Origin of the sequence: Nocardioides sp. LS1 (assembly GCF_003865225.1) — a bacterium.
Classification (GTDB): domain Bacteria; phylum Actinomycetota; class Actinomycetes; order Propionibacteriales; family Nocardioidaceae; genus Nocardioides; species Nocardioides ginsengisegetis.
This window is the reverse complement of record NZ_BIFF01000002.1, coordinates 511641-530915: the sequence shown is the minus strand read 5'-3', so window position 1 is coordinate 530915 and position 19275 is coordinate 511641. Positions and strand designations below refer to the sequence as shown.

17 protein-coding genes are annotated in these 19275 nt (G+C 71.5%); 6 read left to right on the top strand and 11 right to left on the bottom strand.

Annotated features, from left to right (window positions below; translation table 11 throughout):
• Positions 1–25: 25 nt before the first annotated feature.
• The 4 genes from EJF31_RS07340 to EJF31_RS07325 form a co-directional block, all read right to left on the bottom strand.
• Positions 26–775 carry an amino acid ABC transporter ATP-binding protein gene (locus tag EJF31_RS07340; RefSeq protein ID WP_125036442.1) on the bottom strand — a complete coding sequence of 250 codons (750 nt, stop codon included), beginning with the start codon at positions 773–775 and terminating at the stop codon, positions 26–28.
• Positions 772–1566, bottom strand: a complete 795-nt coding sequence (locus tag EJF31_RS07335; RefSeq protein ID WP_125036441.1) for an amino acid ABC transporter permease — start codon at positions 1564–1566, stop codon at positions 772–774. The genes EJF31_RS07340 and EJF31_RS07335 overlap by 4 nt, the downstream gene beginning before the upstream one ends.
• Positions 1563–2378, bottom strand: a complete 816-nt coding sequence (locus EJF31_RS07330) for an ABC transporter substrate-binding protein (RefSeq protein WP_125036440.1) — start codon at positions 2376–2378, stop codon at positions 1563–1565. Before EJF31_RS07330 ends, EJF31_RS07335 begins: the two co-directional genes overlap by 4 nt.
• Positions 2379–2439: 61 nt before the next feature.
• Complete coding sequence (locus tag EJF31_RS07325) at positions 2440–3186, bottom strand: DUF554 domain-containing protein (RefSeq protein WP_185736174.1); 747 nt, start codon at positions 3184–3186, stop codon at positions 2440–2442.
• A gap of 106 nt (positions 3187–3292) precedes the next feature.
• Between EJF31_RS07325 and EJF31_RS07320 the strand changes: the two genes are divergently transcribed.
• Complete coding sequence (locus EJF31_RS07320) at positions 3293–3865, top strand: GNAT family N-acetyltransferase (RefSeq protein WP_260430692.1); 573 nt, start codon at positions 3293–3295, stop codon at positions 3863–3865.
• 613 nt (positions 3866–4478) lie between these two features.
• Here EJF31_RS07320 and EJF31_RS07315 read toward each other — a convergent pair.
• A complete protein-coding gene (locus EJF31_RS07315) occupies positions 4479–4931 on the bottom strand; it encodes a hotdog fold thioesterase (RefSeq protein ID WP_125036439.1) in 453 nt (150 codons plus the stop codon).
• A 54-nt stretch (positions 4932–4985) separates the two neighbouring features.
• On the opposite strand from EJF31_RS07315, the gene polA reads away from it, so the two are divergent.
• Positions 4986–7700: a DNA polymerase I gene (gene polA / locus EJF31_RS07310; RefSeq protein WP_125036438.1), complete on the top strand. Its 2715-nt coding sequence runs from the start codon at positions 4986–4988 to the stop codon at positions 7698–7700.
• 5 nt (positions 7701–7705) lie between these two features.
• Here the strand turns inward: polA and EJF31_RS07305 are convergent, their stop codons facing one another.
• Positions 7706–8968 (bottom strand): lipopolysaccharide biosynthesis protein, encoded by a 1263-nt coding sequence (locus EJF31_RS07305; RefSeq protein WP_125037679.1) that lies wholly within the window; start codon positions 8966–8968, stop codon positions 7706–7708.
• A 65-nt stretch (positions 8969–9033) separates the two neighbouring features.
• Positions 9034–9726 carry a class I SAM-dependent methyltransferase gene (locus EJF31_RS07300; RefSeq protein ID WP_221767490.1) on the bottom strand — a complete coding sequence of 231 codons (693 nt, stop codon included), beginning with the start codon at positions 9724–9726 and terminating at the stop codon, positions 9034–9036.
• Positions 9727–9743: 17 nt separating this feature from the next.
• Between EJF31_RS07300 and EJF31_RS07295 the strand changes: the two genes are divergently transcribed.
• Positions 9744–11411 carry a hypothetical protein gene (locus EJF31_RS07295; protein ID WP_125036436.1) on the top strand — a complete coding sequence of 556 codons (1668 nt, stop codon included), beginning with the start codon at positions 9744–9746 and terminating at the stop codon, positions 11409–11411.
• A 33-nt stretch (positions 11412–11444) separates the two neighbouring features.
• The gene (locus EJF31_RS21785; protein WP_182539019.1) at positions 11445–11594 is read left to right on the top strand and encodes a hypothetical protein; all 150 of its coding nucleotides are present in this window, start codon (positions 11445–11447) and stop codon (positions 11592–11594) included.
• An 11-nt stretch (positions 11595–11605) separates the two neighbouring features.
• Here the strand turns inward: EJF31_RS21785 and EJF31_RS07290 are convergent, their stop codons facing one another.
• The 3 genes from EJF31_RS07290 to EJF31_RS07280 are packed head-to-tail and all read right to left on the bottom strand — an operon-like array spanning position 11606 to position 16168.
• The gene (locus EJF31_RS07290) at positions 11606–12697 is read right to left on the bottom strand and encodes a glycosyltransferase family 4 protein (protein ID WP_125036435.1); all 1092 of its coding nucleotides are present in this window, start codon (positions 12695–12697) and stop codon (positions 11606–11608) included.
• 1 nt (position 12698) lies between these two features.
• Positions 12699–14705 (bottom strand): hypothetical protein, encoded by a 2007-nt coding sequence (locus EJF31_RS07285; protein WP_125036434.1) that lies wholly within the window; start codon positions 14703–14705, stop codon positions 12699–12701.
• Entirely contained in the window at positions 14702–16168 is a 1467-nt protein-coding gene (locus tag EJF31_RS07280) for a bifunctional glycosyltransferase/class I SAM-dependent methyltransferase (RefSeq protein ID WP_125036433.1), read from the bottom strand. The genes EJF31_RS07285 and EJF31_RS07280 overlap by 4 nt, the downstream gene beginning before the upstream one ends.
• Before the next feature lie 122 nt (positions 16169–16290).
• Between EJF31_RS07280 and EJF31_RS07275 the strand changes: the two genes are divergently transcribed.
• Positions 16291–17139, top strand: coding sequence for a 2OG-Fe(II) oxygenase (locus tag EJF31_RS07275; protein WP_125036432.1), 849 nt, complete (start codon positions 16291–16293; stop codon positions 17137–17139).
• Here EJF31_RS07275 and EJF31_RS07270 read toward each other — a convergent pair.
• Positions 17049–18260 carry an acyltransferase gene (locus tag EJF31_RS07270; RefSeq protein WP_185736173.1) on the bottom strand — a complete coding sequence of 404 codons (1212 nt, stop codon included), beginning with the start codon at positions 18258–18260 and terminating at the stop codon, positions 17049–17051. The genes EJF31_RS07275 and EJF31_RS07270 overlap by 91 nt on opposite strands.
• A gap of 85 nt (positions 18261–18345) precedes the next feature.
• Here EJF31_RS07270 and EJF31_RS07265 point away from each other — a divergent pair, with 85 nt between their 5' ends.
• Positions 18346–19275: a DUF3068 domain-containing protein gene (locus EJF31_RS07265; protein WP_185736172.1), complete on the top strand. Its 930-nt coding sequence runs from the start codon at positions 18346–18348 to the stop codon at positions 19273–19275.

Below are 19275 nucleotides of genomic sequence, written 5' to 3'. Positions count from 1 at the left end.
CGGTCAGGGACGGCTCAGAGGACCCTCAGAGAACCTTGGACAGGAACGCCTTGGTGCGGTCGTGCTGGGGGTCGGCGAGGACCTGACGCGGGTCGCCCTCCTCGACGATCACGCCGCCGTCCATGAACGCGAGCCGGTCGCCGACCTCACGGGCGAAGCCCATCTCGTGGGTGACGACCATCATCGTCATGCCCTCGGCAGCCAGGTCCTTCATGATCGACAGGACGTCGCCGACCAGCTCGGGGTCCAGGGCCGACGTGGGCTCGTCGAAGAGCATCATGTCGGGGTCCATCGACAGGGCACGGGCGATCGCCACGCGCTGCTGCTGGCCACCGGAGAGGTGTGCCGGGTAGGCCTTCTCCTTCTCCGACAGGCCGACCTTGGCGAGGTTCGCCCGCGCCACCTGGACCGCCTCGTCGCGCGAGCGCTTCTTGACGCGGCGCTGTGCCACGCAGAGGTTGGCCAGGACGTCCATGTGCGGGAACAGGTTGAACTGCTGGAAGACCATCCCGATCCGGCTGCGGACCGCGTCGAGGTCGGTCTCCGGGTCGGTGATGTCGATGCCCTCGACGAGGATCCGGCCCGAGGTCGGCTCCTCGAGGCGGTTGACGCACCGCAGCAGGGTCGACTTGCCCGAGCCGGAGGGGCCGATGACGCAGACGACCTGGCCCTGGTCGACCCGGAAGTCGATGCCCTTGAGCACCTCGTTGGTCCCGAAGTACTTGTGCAGGTCGGAGACCTGGATCGCGGGGGTGGCGCTGGCGGTCGTCGTCATCGAGATGCCCTCTGCTGTCGGCGTTCGAGATGGGCGACCAGCTGGGTGGCCGGGATGGAGATCACGAGGTACACCAGGGCGATCGCGAGCAGGGGGCTGGCGTTGGCGTACGTCGTCAGGCCGTTCTGGCCGAAGGACGTCAGCTCGACCTGGTTGGCCTGCATGCCCACGATCGCCAGGAGCGAGGTGTCCTTGACCAGGAGGATGAACTCGTTGGTCAGGGGCGGGATCACGATCCGGACCGCCTGCGGCAGGATCACGGTGACCATCGTCCAGAGACCGTTCATGCCCAGCGAGCGGGCCGCCTCGTGCTGGCCCTTGGGCACCGCCTGGATGCCGGCGCGCAGGGTCTCGGCCATGTAGGCCCCCGACACCAGGATCAGCGCGATGATGCCGGCGCCGATCGTGCCGCCCGGAGGGATCCAGCCGAACGCCAGGGGCACGCCGAGCGCCATGAAGATGATGACGACCAGGGCCGGCAGCCCGCGGAAGAACTCGATGTACGCCGTGGCCAGCCAGCGGTAGAGCCGCAGAGGGGACAGCTTCATCAGTGCCAGCACCAGCGCCAGCAGGATGCCGCCGGCGAAGGCGGTCACGGTGTACTTCACCGTGTTCTTCGCCGCGGTCAGGATGATGTCCGGCCACAGCTCCTTCCACGTGTCCTTGTCGAGGAAGTTGGCCGAGATCGCGTCCCGGTTGGCCCGGAGGACGACGAGCAGGACCACCGCCGCCAGGACGGCGTACAGCGTGCCGTCCCGGAGGCGGCGGCGGGTGGAACGCTTGAGGGTCACTTGGCTGTCGCGAAGTAGGAGTCGTAGATCTTCTGGTAGCTGCCGTCGGACTTCATGTCGCCGAGCGCCTTGTCGACCGCGTCGATGAGACCGGTGTTGGTCTTCTTCATGGCGAAGCCGTACTTCTCACCGGTGTCGTAGGTCTCGACGACCTTGAACGCGCCGTTCTGGCTGGGGTCGTTCTGGTGGTCGATGTTGACCGGGAGGTCCTGGAGCAGGGCGTCGACCTGGCCGGCCTTGAGGGCGGCGTACATCTCACCGTCGCTGGGGAAGACCACGATGTCCGCGCCCGAGGCGTGGTCGTTGGCGTAGGCCTCGCCGGTGGTGCCCTTCTGGACGCCCACCTTGACGCCGGAGAGGTCGGAGATGCTGGCGATGCCGGAGTCGGCGCCGACGAGCAATGACTGCTCGGAGTCGTAGTAGCCGTCGCTGAAGCCCATCGCCTGCTCGCGCTCGGGCGTGATGGTCATGGCGCTGGCCACCAGGTCGCACTGGTTGGAGTTGATCGCGAGCCCGCTCTTCAGGGCGTCGAAGGAGGAGTCCTTGATCTCGACCTTGACGTCCAGCTTGGCCGCGATGGAGTTCACGACGTCGACGTCGAAGCCCTTGAAGCCGGTGGCGGCGGACTTGTCGAAGTCCTCGAAGGGCGGGTAGGGGACGTCCGAGCAGACGGTCAGGGTGCCGTCGCTGATCAGCCCGAGGTCGTTGCCGGAGGTGGACGTGGAGGAACCACCGGAGGAACACGCGGTCATGCCGAGCGCGAGGGCCGACAGGGTGGCGGCCACGAGGGCGCGCGAAGGTCGATTCTGCATGCGGCCAATTTTAGTGCTGTCCCGGCCGGTGTGGTCGGGCGAACCGCCGACCGCGGGCGTCTCAGGTGTACGACGAAACGATCTCGACCAGGACCGGCGCCACGAGCAGCGCCGGCAGGAGGTCGGCGACCGGGATCTCCCGGATGCGAAGCAGGCGCAGGGCCACGCCGACCAGGAGCAGGCCGCCCGTGGCCGTCAGCGCCGACAGGTGCGGATCGGGCAGCACGTCGCCGAGCAGGAAGCCGAACAGTGTCAGGCTGCCCTGGATCACGACCACGGTCAGCGCGCTGGCGGCGACCCCCCAGCCGAACGACGCCGCGAACGCGATGGCCGCGAAGCCGTCGAGCACGGACTTGAGGAACAACTGGTCTGCACCATTGCCGAGGCCGTCGTTGAGCGATCCCAGGATCGTGAGCGGGCCCGTGCAGAACAGCAGCGAGGCGGTCACGAAGCCCTCGATGAAGCGGTGTCGCTCGACGGTGCCGTGGTCGCCGGACAGCCGGGTCTGCAGCCAGCCGCCGAACGACTCGACCCGCTGCTCGAGCCGGAGCAGCGACCCGGCGATGCCGCCGATCAGCAGTGAGCCGAGCACGATCAGCATCGGGGCGCTCGAGCCGACGGCGTCGGCCAGCCCGTCGTCGAGCACGGCCATCGCCGACGTGGCGGCGATCAGCAGGGTGACCAGACCGAGCGCGTCGGTGACCACGTCGCGGGTGCGGACGGGCAGGCGGTTGCCCAGGAGGACACCGATGGTGGCTCCGAGAAGCACGGTCGCCACGTTGACGAGGGTGCCGATTCCGGCGATCACGGGGTCTCCTCTGACAATCCGGGGAGGCTGAGCGTAGTCTCGCGCCCGTGGGTCGCAGATCGGGGGACCAAGACGCGCTGCCCACTCAACTCCGGAAGGCGGGACGATGAGTCGTTCGCTGGTGTCCTTGCGTTGTGCGCTGCCGTCCGACGCACCCCAGCTGGCTGTGCTGTGGAGCGACGTCATCCGACGCGTCGAGCACGACGAGCAGGTCGCCGACCTGGTGTCGGTGATCGAGTCGGCCGCCACCTCCGACACCGAGCGCCTCGTGGTCGCCGAGTACGACGGCGAGCTGGCCGGCGCGGTCTACCTCCGCATCACCCCGCTCAGCCCCATCAACCTCGAGCCCACCGTGCAGGCCATCTCGCCGCACGTCCTCCCGCAGTACCGCCGCAAGGGCGTCGGTCGCTCGCTGATGGACGCCGCGGTGTCCTACGCCGAGGAAAATGGCGTCGGCCACCTCGCCACCGCCGCGGCCTCGGCCTCCCGCGACGCCAACCGCTTCATGGCCCGCCTGGCGCTCGGCCCGCAGGCAGTCTTCCGCGTGGCCACCACCCACGCGGTCCGCTCCAAGCTCACCGCCCAGAGGCCTGCGCTGCAGCGCACCAGCGGTCGCCAACTGACCCACGTCCTCGCCGCGCGCCGGTCGTTGCGGCGCGCGCAGAGCACTCCGTCCTGAGGTTGTCGCCCGCTTCGCGGGCGGGTTGCCGCTGCGCGGGGCTGCCTCCCCGGGAGGTCGGGCTCCGGGGTGGGGCCGACGGGGCGCTCCCACGGGCCCGAGCCCGTCGCTTGGTCGGCGCGTCGCCGCCCCCCCTGACGCCCGCACGTGGTTACGGCCCGCTTGGGGCGGCGCCACGCGCGACTTTTATGCGACGGGCGTCGCGCCCGCGTGCGCGTCCCGCCGTCCCCGGGCCGTACCCGGGCTCTCGGGCGGGCGGGGGTGAAGGGTCGTCAGGTGACCCGTTCCGTGCTGACGCGGCATGTCCCTCGTCTTGCGGTAGCGCAGCCACGGTGGTCGACCGACTCCTTCACCCCCGGCTGCCCGGGGCTCGGGAAGCAACCCGGGACGGTGGGGCGGGCACGCGGGGCCGACGCGCGGCGCATAAAAGGCGTGCGCGGCGCCGCGCGGCGGCCCGGAAGGAAACCGCCTGGTCGGCGACGCGTCCGCCCAAGCGCCGTGCTCGGGCCCGTGGGACCGCGCCGCCGGCCCGCAACTGCTGGAGAGCGCCCCGGGGAGCAAGCCCCGCGCAGCGGAAATCCGCCCGCGAAGCGGGCGACAACCCCGGAGCGACTCAGCCCACCCGCTCCGCGGGAATGAGCGCGCAGGTGATCCGCGAGGTGCAGACCCGCTTGCCGCGCTCGTCGGTGATCACGACCTCGTAGCACGCCGACGTGCGGCCGAGGTGGATCGCGGTGGCGACGCCGGTGACCGTGCCGGAGGTGGCTGCGCGGTGGTGGGTGGCGTTGATGTCGACGCCCACGGCGACCTTGTCGGGCGCGGCGTGGGCGTAGGAGCCCACGGAGCCGAGGGTCTCGGCGAGGACGACGGACGCGCCGCCGTGCAGCAGCCCGAACGGCTGGGTGTTGCCCTCGACGGGCATCGTGCCGACCACGCGCTCGGCCGACACCTCGTGCAGCTGGATGCCCATGCGGTCGTTGAGCGCGCCCATGCCCTGCGGCATCGCGGCGACGTACTCCTCGATCGTCATCTGGTCGTGCGGACGGTGTGCGGAATCGGCGCTCATGCGGCCATTGTTGCCGACGGTCCGGCTGTCCATGGCGACGGATAGAGTCGCGGGGTGCCTGAGCTCGCTGCCACTCCTGTCGACACCGCCCGCCCCCGTCTGCTCCTGCTGGACGGCCACTCCCTGGCCTACCGCGCGTTCTTCGCGCTCCCGGTGGACAACTTCTCGACGACGACCGGCCAGCACACCAACGCGGTCTACGGCTTCACCTCGATGCTCATCAACGTGCTCCGCGACGAGCAGCCGACCCATGTGGCGGTCGCGTTCGACGTCTCGCGCCAGACGTTCCGCATGGAGGAGTACGCCGAATACAAGGCCAAGCGCAACAAGACCCCCGACGAGTTCAAGAGCCAGCTGCCGCTGATCGAGGAGGTCCTCGACGCGCTGCGCATCCCGTTCCTGAAGAAGGACGGCTACGAGGCCGACGACATCATCGCCACCCTGGTCACGCAGGCGCTCGCCGACGACCTCGACGTCCTGATCCTCACCGGCGACCGCGACTCCCTGCAGCTGGTCACCGACCACTCCACGGTGCTCTACCCCATGCGCGGGGTCTCCGACCTCGCCCGGATGACGCCGGAGGCCGTCGAGGCCAAGTACGGCGTGCCGCCCCACCGCTACCCCGAGATCGCCGCGCTGGTCGGGGAGGACTCCGACAACCTGCCGGGCGTGCCCGGCGTCGGCCCCAAGACCGCGGCCAAGTGGATCAACCAGTACGACGGCCTCGACAACGTCATCACCCACGTCGACAAGATCACCGGCAAGGCCGGAGACAACCTCCGCGCGCACCTCGGCGACGTGATGCGCAACCGCCGCCTCAACGCGCTGGTGCGCGACCTCGACCTCGAGCTGACCCCGGCCGAGCTGGCCGTCCGCGCCTGGGACCGGCAGGAGGTGCACACGCTCTTCGACAGCCTGGAGTTCCGGGTGCTGCGCGACCGGCTCTTCGAGACGCTGCAGTCCGAGGAGGAGATCGACGACTCCGGCTTCGAGATGGCCGGGCAGCGCCTGGCCCGGGGCGAGGTCGCCGGCTGGCTGGCCGAGCACGCCGCCCCCGCGTCCGGCGTCCGCACCGGCGTCTCCCTGACCGGCACGTGGCGGGCCGGCACCGGCGAGGTGTGGTCGGTCGCGCTCGCGGCGCCCGACGGCACAGCCGCCTGGTTCGACGCCACCGAGATCAGCCCCGACGACGACGCGGCGGTGGCCGCCTGGTTCGCCGACCCCGCCAGCGCCAAGGTTCTCCACGACGCCAAGGGGCCGATGCTGGCGCTCGCCGCGCGGGGCTGGCCCCTTGCCGGACTGGTCAGCGACACCGCACTCGCCGCCTACCTCGTCCGCCCGGACCAGCGCTCCTACGACCTGGCCGACCTCACGCTGCGCTACCTCAAGCGCGAGCTCAAGCAGGAGACCGCCGACAGCGGCCAGCTCACCTTCGACAGCCTCGAGGGCGCCGACACCGGCGCGGCCGACACCGCGATGCTGCACGCGCGCGCCGTCCTCGACCTCGCCGAAGCTCTCGACACCGCCATCGACCAGCACGGGGGAGCCCAGCTGCTCGCCGAGATCGAGCTGCCGCTGGTCAACCTGCTGGCCCGCATGGAGCAGATCGGCATCGCCGTCGACACCGACCACCTCGAGTCGCTCGAGGGCCACTTCGCCGGTGAGGTGAAGAAGGCCGCCGAGGAGGCCTTCGGCGTGATCGGCAAGGAGATCAACCTCGGCTCGCCCAAGCAGCTCCAGGTGGTGCTCTTCGACGAGCTCGACATGCCCAAGACCAAGCGCACGAAGACGGGCTGGACCACCGACGCCGACGCCCTGCAGCAGCTCTACGAGAAGACCGAGCACCCCTTCCTGCTCGCGCTGCTGCGCCACCGCGACGTGACCCGCCTGCGCCAGACCCTCGAGGGCCTGCTCAAGACCGTGGCCAGCGACGGCCGCATCCACACCACGTTCAACCAGCTGATCGCCGCCACCGGCCGGCTCTCCAGCACCGACCCCAACCTCCAGAACATCCCCGTCCGCACCGAGGAGGGCCGCCGGATCCGTGAGGGCTTCGTCGTCGGGGCCGGCTACGAGTGCCTGATGACGGCCGACTACAGCCAGATCGAGATGCGGATCATGGCCCACCTGTCCGAGGACGCCCTGCTCATCGAGGCGTTCAAGTCGGGCCAGGACTTCCACTCCATCACCGCGGCCCGGGTCTTCGGCGTCCCGGCCGAGGACGTCACCTCCGAGATGCGGGCCAAGATCAAGGCGATGAACTACGGCCTGGCCTACGGCCTGTCGGCGTTCGGCCTGAGCCAGCAGCTCCGCATCGAGCCCGGCGAGGCGCGGGGCCTCATGGACGAGTACTTCCAGACCTTCGGCGGGGTCCGTGACTACCTCGCCGGGGTCGTCGACGAGGCCCGCCGCAGTGGCTTCACCGAGACCATCCGCGGCCGTCGCCGCTACCTCCCCGACCTGACCAGCGACAACCGGCAGCGCCGCGAGATGGCCGAGCGGATGGCCCTCAACGCGCCCATCCAGGGCTCGGCCGCCGACCTGATCAAGGTCGCGATGCTCAACGTCGAGGCCGCGCTCGCCGAGTCCGGGCTGCGCTCACGGATGCTGCTCCAGGTCCACGACGAGCTCGTGTTCGAGGTCGCCGAGGGGGAGCGGGAGGCGCTCGACGCGCTGGTGCGCGCGCAGATGGGCGGCGCGGCCGACCTCGCCGTTCCGCTCGACGTCTCCGTCGGCACCGGCCGCAGCTGGCACGAGGCCGCGCACTAGGCAGGTCAGGCGGGCGGTGCGGCCGGTGCGGCCGGGGCGGCCGGGGCGGGCAGCCGCATCCGCCACAGGCTGAGCGCCAGCAGCAGCACGAACAGCGCGCCGTCGACCACGGTGACGGCCAGGATCAGTCCGGTGAGGGAGTGGATCCACGCGCTGGCGCCGACCAGGCCCAGCACGGCCAGCCACACGACGTACGCCGACCGGGTGCCCTGGCGCGCCAGCACGCTGTAGACGAGCAGCTGCAGCATCGAGAGCAACGTGCCGATGACGGCGAAGCGCCAGAGGTAGGACTGGATGTCGAGGTAGCCGTCGCCGCCGACGAAGACCATGGCGATGCTCGAGAGCAGCCAGGCGCCGAGGGTGCAGACGACACCGATGACCGCGACCGCGGCGAGGCTGCGCACGAGCGCCCGGCGCCGCTCCTCGACCGTCGACATCGACGGGAAGGCGACCACGACCACGAACTGCGGCAGGAACAGCACCGCCTTGGTGAGGATCAGGCCGCCGGCGTAGAGGCCTGCGTTGTGGTCGTCGAGGATGTTGCGGGCGACCACGATGTCGAGGTTGGAGAGCACGAAGAAGGCGAGCAGCGCCTGGGAGCTGATCAGCGTCTCGCGCACGATCGGCCGGGCGAGGTGGTCCTCGCTCGTCTCGCCCTCGTCACGGCCGTGACGCAGCGCCCACCAGCCGATGACGGCGGGCACGAACAGGCCGACCACCACGCCGAACATCGCCGAGGTCTCGCTGGGCCGCCACAGGATGAAGGCGGTGCCGATGAGCAGGCGCGGGACGCCGACGGCCATGTAGACGCCGGCCAGCGGCAACCAGCGGCGCTCGCCCTGGAGGATGCCGGCCTGGCCGCCCATGATCGTCAGCGGGACGGCGGCGACGGCGAGCAGGATCGCGGGGACGATGCTGTCGAGCCGGAGCAGCACCCACACGGCGGGGGAGGCGAGCAGCATGACGCCGCCGAGCACGAAGGCGGCCTTGTAGGTCACCGCGAGGATGACCTGCTCGATCTGGGCGACGTGGCCCGGCGTCGCCGAGATCCGGCGGGCGGCGGTGGCCTGCAGGCCGAGCTGGAGCACGGCGATCACCATGAGCAGCGCCATCAGGCCGGCGATGGCACCGTAGTTGCTCGGGCCCATCAGCCGGGCCGCGACCATCTGGAAGCCGTAGGTGGCGACGTTCATCACCGCCATCGCGACCGCGATGCCGGCGCTGCCGCGGAGGAGTCCGCGCAGACGGCTGGGTGCTTCCCCCGTCATGGTGCTCACGACTCGAGCCTAGATGGTCACCCTGTCCGGAACCTGACCGGAGACCCTGAACAGGCTCAGAACGGGTCGGCCGCGCCCTGGTGGCCGAGCAGGCGCGCCAGCGGGCGCAGCCGGAGCCGGAGCAAGACCTTGACCACGAGGTTGCGCACCCACCACGGCAGCTCGGCCAGCATCCGGAGCCGGTCGCGGCGCGAGGGTGGCGTGACCTGCAGCCGGGCCAGCGACCCGACGCGGCCGGCGTAGCGCAGCGACCGCGACGGCAGGACGTCGCGCAGCAGGGCGGTCGTGACGCCGAGGGAGGAGAACGCGTCGTGGACCAGCACCCAGCCCCCGGGGGTGACGTGGTCGGCCCAGTGCAGGTCGTCGCGGACCGTCCAGTGGTCGTGCTTGCCGTCGACGTAGACGAGGTCGAGCGGGCCGGACCAGTCCCGGCGGACGTCGGCGCTGGTGGCGACGCGGACGTCGACCCGGCCGGCCACCCCGGCCCGGGCCAGGTTGGCGCGGAAGGACTGCTCGGTGCCGGGCGCGCCGTAGCGCCAGTCGGAGGGGAACGGGTCGACCGCGACCAGCCGCGCACCGACGGGGAGCGCGGCGGCGAGCACGATCGCCGACCGGCCGTGGTGGCTGCCGATCTCGACCGCGACACCGCCGGGGGGCACCCGTGACGCGGCCTCGCGCAGCAGCGTCGCCTGGTCGGGCGTGAGCCAGCCGGGGATCGCCTCGAAGTCGCCGACGGGGCGGGGAGTCACGGCCATAGGGTGAGCCTATGCGTCGACGGCCCCGGGATCTCGCGCTCGACGCGTGGCCCCTGCTGCTCGCCGTCGTGCTCACCCTGCCGCTGCTCACCCACGGCGGCTACCCGCTGGCGCGCGACCTGGTGTTCGTCCCGCACCAGCCGTGGACCGACGCCTCGGTGGGTCTCGGCGACGCGGCGCCGCGGGCGGTGCCGCTCGACGCGGTGGTCTCGCTGCTGACGAAGCTCGTCGACGGGGGAGTGCTCGCCCGGCTCGTCCTGCCGCTCGTCCTCGCGACCGCGGGCTGGGGCACCCACCGCCTGGTCCGCGACCTCGGCACCGTCGGCCGGCTCGCCGCCGGCGGCTTCGCCGTCTGGAACCCGTACGTCGTGGAGCGGCTCGCGCTGGGGCAGTGGGCCCTGCTCGCGGCGTACGCCGCACTCCCGTGGCTGGTGATGGCGGCCCGTCGCTTCCGCGAGGGCGGCGGCCCGCGCGACCTGGGCGCCGTGACCGCCTGGCTCGGCCTGGCCGCCCTCACCCCGACGGGGGGCGCCCTCGGCGCCCTGGTCGCGCTGGTGACCGGCGCCCGTCGTGCCCGCCGCACCTGGTGGCTGGTGGGTGTCGGCGTGCTGCTCAACCTGACCTGGCTGGTCCCGTCGCTGCTCGGCCCGGGTGGCGGCACGTCCGACCCGGCCGGGGTCGACGCGTTCTCCGCCGGGGCGGAGGGTCCCGGGGGAGTGCTGACCGCGCTGGTGGGCCTCGGCGGCATCTGGGACGCGCTGAGCGTGCCGGCCACCCGCGACTCGTGGTGGTCGACCGTCACGGCGGTGCTGGTGGTGGCCGTCCTCGCCATCGGCGCCCGCCGGGTGCCCGACGTGCGCCGCCTGGCCGTGCTCGGCGGTGTAGGGCTGCTGCTGGCGTTCGCGTCGAGCGTCCCCGGGGGCGACGACGTCGTCCGCTGGCTCGTCGACACCGTGCCCGGAGCCGGCCTGCTGCGGGACAGCCAGAAGTTCCTCGCGCCCTTCGTGGTCCTCGTCGCCGCGTCCTTCGGCGTCGCCGCCGACCGCGCCGTCGCCGCCGTGCGCGCCCACGGGCCCGAGGTGGTGCTCGCCGTAGCCCTGCTCGCGGTGCCCCTGCCCGTCGCGCTGGTGCCCGACGGCCCGGGCCTGACCTGGGACACGGTGCGACCCGTCGACTACCCCGCGGGCCTGGACCAGGTGGCCGCCCTGATGGACGCGGGTCCGGCGGGCGCCCGCGTCGTCACGCTCCCGTGGCGCTCCTATCGCGTCTTCTCGTGGGGCAACGGGCTGAGCTCCTCCGACCCCGCGCTGCGCTGGTTCGACCGTCCCGTCCTGGTCTCGACCGACCTCCAGGTCGGCGACACGCGCATCGACGGGGAGGGTCCGGACCAGCCCGACCTCACGACCGCCCACGACGTCACCTGGGTGCTGGTCTACCTCGACGACCCGGCTGCAAAGCGGCTCGACGTCGGTGGGCTGGACGCGGTCTACCGGGACGATCAGGTCGCGCTCTACCGCGTCCCCGGCGCCGCGGTCCCGCCTGGCGCCTCGACCGGAGACCGGGCGCTCGTCGGGCTCGTCGACGCCCTCGCGCTCCTGGTCGTCCTCGCCGGCCTCGGGGCGGCCCTGTCGCGTCGTCGAGTGCGTCACGAAGAACCCGTGAAACGTCAGACGCCCTGATACGCTCTGCCACGCCAGAGAGAGGGAGGCACCGTGCCGCTGCTGCTGAAGTTCCTGCTGCCCGCCATCGCGGGTGGCTTGACCGCGTCCGTGACGATGTACGGCGTGGTGTACTCGCAGACCAAGGCGCCGTCCACCAACCCGGCCAGCCAGCCGATCATGGTCTACGGCGACCAGTCCTGACGCCGGACTGATCAGCCCCGCTGCGCCTCGCGCAGCACCTTCTCCACCACGTCGGTCGTCCCTGACCACGAGAACTCCGCCGCGCGCTCCGTCGCCCGGCGACCCAGCCGCTCCCGCAGCTCCGCATCGGTGAGCAGCGTCCGCACGTGCGACACCAGGCCGTCGAGGTCGTCGGCCAGCAGCCCCGTGCACCCGTCCACGACCGACTCGGCCGTGCCGCCGGCGTACCGGTAGGCGACGGTGGGGGTGCCCTGCACGGCGGCCTCCAGGACCGCGAGCCCCCAGCCCTCCTTGACCGAGGGCAGCACCATCAGCCACGACTCCCCGAGCAGCCGGTCGCGGGTCGCCGCGTCGACGTGGCCGTGGAATGTGACGGCGTCTTCCAGGCCGAGGCGGCGCACCTCCGCGAGGAGCTCCTCGTGCCACCAGCCCTCGCCGATCACGTCGAGGTGCAGCCCCTCCACCTCCCGACGGAGTACGTCGATCGCCGCGAAGGCGTGCTCGACCTGCTTGTGCGGCACCAGCCGCGCCAGCACCGAGACGCGGGGCGTGGCCGACCGGGTGGCGCCGGCCGGCGCGGTGGAGATCCCGTTGCGGACCACGGTCAGCGACGACCGCGGGATGCCGATCGAGGCGAGGTCGTCCAGGGAGGCCTGCGAGACCGTGAGGTGCGGGTGCCGCCGGTAGAGCCACGGCGTGACGCGACGCTCCACGAACCAGCCGAGGTTGCCCCAGAAGCCGGGGTAGATGATGTGCCACTGCTCGCGGTGGACGTGGTGGACCAGCGCCACCAGGCCGCGCCGCCGGACCAGCGGCGCTCCGAAGGGGAGCCCGTTGATGACGTCGACGACCACGTCGCAGGACCGGCCGCGGGTCGCCAGCCACAGCAGCCCCCGGAGGTAGACCGTGAGCCGGCCGCCGAGCCGCACGATCTCCACGCCGTCCAGCGAGGACCGGGCCGCGGAGCCGGGGTGGCGGGCGCACAGCATCGTCACGGTGTGCCCGCGCCGGACCAGCTCGCGGGCGACCTCCTCCACGAACACCTCCGACCCGCCGCCGTCGGGGTGGGTGGAGTCCCGCCAGGTCAGGAACGCGACGCGCACCTCAGCCGCCCGTCAGCTCGGTGCACACCGGCGGGGCGAGGCCGCGCTCGACGCTGACGCCGATGCCGCGGGCGGCCGCGGCGGCGGTGTCGACCACCGGGGTGATGTCGATGGGGTGGGTGACCCAGTCCTCGTCGTACTCCGAGGACGGCACGTAGCCGACCTGCCCACCGGGCGTCGAGCTGACCTCGGCGTAGCCGAGCTCGGCGCGGTCGAGGATGCCGACCCGGATGCTGCCGGGGTTGAGGATGTCGAACCACTGCCCGGGCTGGCTGCCGTAGCGGGTGACGAGCAGCAGCCGGGCCCGGCCGTCGCCGTCCGTCTGGATCCACACGGTGCTGGGGATCTGGGTGCCGACCCGCGCCAGCAGCACGCGGGTGGCGTCGGCGGACCGGCTGACCGTGACCGAGACGACGAGGCTGCGTCGCTCCACGAGCAGCCACGGCGTCGCGTCCTCGCCGGTGGCGAGGTAGAGCGCGTCGCAGTCGCCCTGCACGTAGATCTCGTCGGTGCGTCCCTGCTCGGGCAGCCCCGTGCCGTGGGTGACCAGCGCCCGCTGGGCATCGGGGGTGAGCCGGTGCTGGAGGTCGAGGTACGACGCGAGCTGCGGTCCGCCGTACGTCGTGGCGGCGGCGGCGTAGCCGGTCAGCATCGCCGCGCCGGTCGAGAACACCGTGGCCAGCGCAGCCAGCCCGACGAAGGCACCGAGCAGCAGGTGCCGGCCCCGCAGCCAGTGGGTCAGCGCCACCGTGCCGACGGCGCCGCCCAGCACCAGCGCGGGCACGAACTCGCAGGTGTAGCGGAAGGCGAAGTAGCCGTAGGCCATGACGCCGCCGGTGACGAGCACGCCGGCGATGAGGGGGAGCCGGAGCATCCGGCGCGGCAGGTCGACCCCCGGGCGGAACAGCACCGGCACCGACAGCACCGTCAGCGCGAGCAGCCACGGCATGAAGGCCGTGACGCTGCCGGTGCGGTAGCTCTGGTCGAGGAAGGCCCCGTCGTAGGCGCGAGCCGGGTGGGACGGCGTGGTGACGAAGGGGAAGTAGTCGGTGAAGCGGATGCCGTCGAGGCGGAAGTAGGCCATGAACGCGGTCGGGAAGAACTGCAGCCCGGTGATGGTCCCGCCGTTGACGGCGAGCGCCTCGCGGCGGTGCGCGTTGAGCGAGGTCCACACCTGGTCCTCGAGCGGGAAGAGGTAGGGGTTGCGGAACTTCGCGTAGTTGAGCGCCACGCCCGCGAGGACCGGCAGCACGCCCGCGACCACGACGGCCCAGCCGGACCGGCGCCGCAGCCGGTGCACGCGGCCGGACAGCAGCCAGACGCCGACCCCGACCGTGGCGAGGCAGACCGCGAAGCCGCCCGTCGTGCGGGTCATGACCGCCCCGAGGTCGAAGGCGAGCAGCCAGCCGATCGCGGCGGGGGCGGGGAAGCGCAGCACGCGGAGCATCCAGTACATCGCGCCGAGCACGAACGGCACGGCCCAGGCGTAGACCTCGTGGTAGACCCACGGCAGGGAGGCGTCGTAGGTCAGGGTGGTGCCACCCAGCGCCAGCGCGAGGAAGACCGCGATCGACCCGGCCTCGAGCCGGGTGAGCTCCTCCTGGCCGCACATCAGGTCGCGCACCAGCCAGACCAGCCGGGTGGTCACGACCGCGAGCACCACGAAGGCGAGGGCCATCGACAGCAGCGTCAGCCGGCCGTCGTACTCGTGGGTGGTCGCGAGCACCGGCATCCGCAGGATCGCCGGCCAGGGCCCGAAGTACATGTACGTGTGGCCGCGCAGCACGAAGCCCTCGATCGACAGGCTGTCGTCGGGCACCCAGAGGTGGCCGGCCATCAGCGCCCGCGCCTGGATGTCGAAGAAGTTCGAGGCATAGCCCAGCCCGCTCGCCCGGCGGGTGAGGCTGGTGCCCCAGTCGAGCAGCGTCAGGAGGTAGGCAGCGGCACCGACGGTGACACCCGAGGCGGTCGCGACCGTGCGCCGCCGGGCAGCCACGTCAGGGCTCAAGCGCGCTCCAGGCGGTAGAGGAACTGGTAGCCGAACATGGTCGGCCACATGCGCGTGGCCGCCCGGTCGGCGACCGCGACCCTACCCGCGATCCGGGCCGCGCGGTCGCTCGCGGCGCCGCGCTCGAGGATGTCGAACGGCGACCCGACGGTCTCGCGCTCGACGATCCGCAGGCCGCACTGGGCGATCAGCCGCTCGAAGCTCTTGCGGGTGAAGAACCGGACGTGGCCGTGGTCGAGCGGGCCGCGCTGGTCGTAGTCGAAGGTGCCGGTGGCCGCGCGGGCGCGGGGGTACCAGTGACCGAAGTTGGGCACCGACACCAGCACCTCGCCGTCGTCGGCCAGCCGGCAGGCGATGTCGGTGAGCAGCCGCTGCGGGTCGACCACGTGCTCGAGCACGTCGCCCGCGACCACGACGCGGTAGCCCGTGCCGGCGTCGGCGGGCAGGCCGGCGTTGAGGTCGGCCTCCACGAAGTGCTCGACGCGCTCCGCGACGCCCTCGTGCTTGACGAGGTCGACGCCGGTGACGCGGTGCCCGTAGGCGCCGGCGAGCGCGGCGAACTGGCCGTCGGAGCAGCCGACGTCCAGCACCCGCGACGGCGCGACCGCCGACAGCCAGCGCAGCAGCACGCCGTGCGAGGAGTGCTCGGAGGGCTTGAGCTCGTAGGCGTCGAGGTCGGGGCCTGCCGTGGCGGTCTCGCCGAAGCCCATCCGGCGCATCCGGAACTTCACCACGTCGACGCTGACGTCCTTGGCGTACTTCATGCCGTTGACGTAGCAGATCTCGTCGCCGTAGTAGGTCGGGATCGGCACCTCGACGATCCGCTTCCCCTGGGCGTGCAGGCCCAGGATGATCTCGGTGTCGAAGTCGAAGGCGTCGGTGTACGACGCGAGGTCGAGGTCGGCGAGCGCGTCGACGCGGTAGGCGCGGTAGCCGCTGTGCCACTCGGTCAGCTGCAGGCCGGTCAGCTTGTTCTGGAAGCTGGTGAGGATCTTGTTGCCGACGAACTTGTACATCGGCATGCCGCCCTCGAGGGCGCGGCCGCGCTCCATCATCCGGGAGCCGAAGACCGCGTCGGCGTCGCCGTTGGCCAGCGGGGCGACCAGGTCCTCGATGCGCTCGGGGGCGTACTGCCCGTCGCCGTGCAGCAGCACCACGATGTCGAGGCCGTGCTCGATCGCCCAGGCGTAGCCCGCCTTCTGGTTGCCGCCGTAGCCGAGGTTCTCCTGGTGGCGGACGACGGTGAGCGGCAGCGTCGAGCCGCTCTGGAACCGCAGGCCGACCTCGTAGGTGTCGTCGGAGCTGGCGTCGTCGCACACGAGCACGTGGTCGACGGTCTCGGCGAACGACGCGGGCAGCCGCGACAGTGTCTCGGCGAGCGTGCCGGCGGCGTTGTAGGCGACGACGAGGACGCCGACGCGCGGTGCCTGCTTCGCGGGGCCGGGCTTGATGGGGTGCTGCATTGATTTCTCCCTGACGGTCCCCAACCCAGCCACCGGTCGCGGCTGCCTCCCATGAGGGACCGGGACGGGATTCTATCCGCTGCACGGGGCCGCGACCGCCGCTTCGTGGCACACTTCCGGCCATGCCGGACAGCTCGCTCATCGACTACGCCCGCCTCGAGCAGGACCTCGACGGCAAGGCGGCCGCCTACGCCGCGGCCGCGCCGTTCCCACACGTCGTGATCGACGGCGTCCTGCTGCCGGAGGTCTTCGACAAGGCGGCCGGCGAGTTCCCCGGCATCACCGACGAGTTCTGGAAGGGCTACCTCCACGTCAACGAGACGAAGTACTCCAACACCCAGCCCGACTCGTGGGGGCCGACCCTCCACGACGTGGCGAAGGAGTTCTGCTCGTCGGAGTTCGTGGCCTACCTCGAGAAGCTGACCGGCATCGACGACCTGATCCCCGACTGGTCGATGGACGGCGGCGGCCTGCACCAGACCCTGACCGGCGGCCACCTCAACATCCACGCGGACTTCACCACCCACCACACCCACGAGGACTGGGCGCGGCGGGTCAACATCCTGCTCTACCTCAACACCGAGTGGCGCGACGAGTGGGGCGGCAAGCTCGAGCTCTGGGACAAGGACATGACGGCCTGCCAGGCGAAGGTCACCCCCGCCGGCAACCGGATGCTGGTGTTCACCACGGCGTACGACACCTTCCACGGGCACCCCGACGGCCTCACCTGTCCGCCGGACGTCGCGCGCCGGTCGATGGCGCTCTACTACTTCACGCAGGGCACCGACGTGGAGCGTCGCTCCACCAACTACCGGGCGCGCCCGGAGGAGTCCGGGCTCAAGAAGGCCGCCATCGGCGCCGACCGGATCGCGCTCGACGTCTACGACCGGGTGAAGCGTCGCTTGGGCATCAAGGACGAGTCGGTCAACCGCCTGTTGACCCGCATCGACCGGCTCCGCCGCCGCAAGTAGGGCCACACCCCCGCGGACAGCTCCTCCCAGACGGGCGAGCGCAGCAGCGTGGTCACCCGTCGCTCCGCGACCCGGTGGCCGAACCACACCATCGCCGCGCACACCAGCACGGCGAGGACGGTCCGCGCCTGCCAGCGCCACTCATGGGTGTGCCGGGAGACGAAGTAGAAGACCGGGTAGTGCCACAGGTAGATGCCCAGGGACCAGCGGCCCAGCCAGGTCAGCACCTTGTTGCCGACCGCGCGCGTCACGGCGGGCGGCGGCACGGCCAGCGAGCAGCTGACCACGAACGTCACCAGGGCGGCGTCCAGGAGCAGGCCCCACCAGGAGAAGTACGACGCGTTGCTGACGTTGAGGTGCAGCAGCGGCACCAGCGCGAGCAGGCTCACGGTCGCGGCCGGGCGTGCGTAGGGCCGCAGCGACCCGAGGTAGGGCAGGGCGGCCGCGGCGAGGGCGCCGGCGACGGGCGCGTCCATCCGGACGGTGGAGCGCAGCAGCGAGACGTAGAGCAGCTCGGTGCCCGAGACGTGGAAGCGCCACCACGCGCACAGCACGAGCAGGGCGCCGAGCGCGACGACCAGCCAGGCCCGGTGGCGGCGCAGCAGGTGCACCAGCAGCAGGATCACGACGAAGACCTGCAGGTCGACCGAGAGGTACCACAGGTGGCCCAGGTCGGATCGGGCCGCGACCGAGTGGCCCTGGAGGTACCAGTTCCACGTGTAGGTGCCGATGTGCAGGACCGACGCCCGGGTCACCTTGTCCGAGAACGGGTCGCCGAGGTCGAAGACCGAGACCAGCACGACGACGCCGAGCAGCAGGTAGAGCTGTCCGGAGAGTCGCAGGAAGCGACGTACGAATGCGACGGCGGGGTTGAGGCCGACGGGGGAGTCCAGGCCGCGGAGCAGCGCGCGCGTCGAGACGAAGGCGCCGACCACGAAGAAGATCGAGACGCCGTAGTTGCCGCTGCGGAAGATCGCCGACGGCACGGCGTGGTCGGAGATCCACGTGACCGGCCAGAGCGCCCAGCCGTGGGAGACCACCACCAGCAGGATCGCGATGCCCCGGATGCCGTCGAAGACGTCGACGCGGCGCGCGGGCGCGGTGGGGAGGTCGGTGGACACGGCACGAACTCTAGTGAAGACAGTTACCCGCCGGTCAGTGCTGTTACAGTTCGGCCGTTCTGCACGTGCTCTGGGAGGGGATTCTGTGCGTAGAAAAGTAGGAGCGGCGCTCGCCTTCGTGGGCGGCTTCCTCGTCGTCCTCGCCATCCTCGCCCAGGCGTATGCGCCCGGTGCCCTGGAGAAGACGCCGATCGACGTCAACACCACGACGGAGCTCGAGGGCACCGCCCAGCTGCCGGACGCCTCGGGCGACCTGCAGGAGACGCCCGTCAAGGCCTACAGCATCACGCACACCGACTCGGAGAAGTCCGACGACAACGTCGCGGTCTTCCAGAACTTCGCCTGCCTGGTCAAGGACGAGGGTGACGTCACGACGTGCGTCTCCGCCGACGACCCGCAGGACCGCCTGATCAACGCGTCCGAGGACAACTTCGCCGCGGACCGCGTCGACGCGCTGGCCGTCAACGACCCGAAGTACCTCCCGGCCGACGCCGTGCCGCACGAGGGCCTGGTCAACAAGTGGCCCTTCCACTCGAAGAAGACGACCTACCCCTACTGGGACACGGTCCTGCAGACGACGGTCGACGCGAAGTACGACCGGACCGAGACCCTCGACGGTGTCGAGTGCTACGTCTACGTCGCGACCGTCTCCGACGCCCCGGCCGAGGTGTCCGACGGCATCCAGGGCACCTACACCGACGAGAAGGAGTTCTTCATCGAGCCCCTGACCGGCGGCATCGTCGACCAGCGCGAGCACCAGCAGCGCTTCACCGACAACGGTGACGTCCTGCTCGACCTGACGCTGGCCTTCACCAAGGACCAGGTGCAGACCTTCGCCGACGACATCGGCGGCCAGGCCGACCAGCTCAACACGCTCACCAAGACCGTCCCGGTCGTCGGCTACGCCGTCGGCATCCCGATGCTGCTCATCGGGCTGGCCCTGCTGTTCCTCGGCCGCAACGGCTCCGCACCGAGCGCGCCCAGCCGCCAGCCGGTTGCCGCCGGCAGCAAGTAG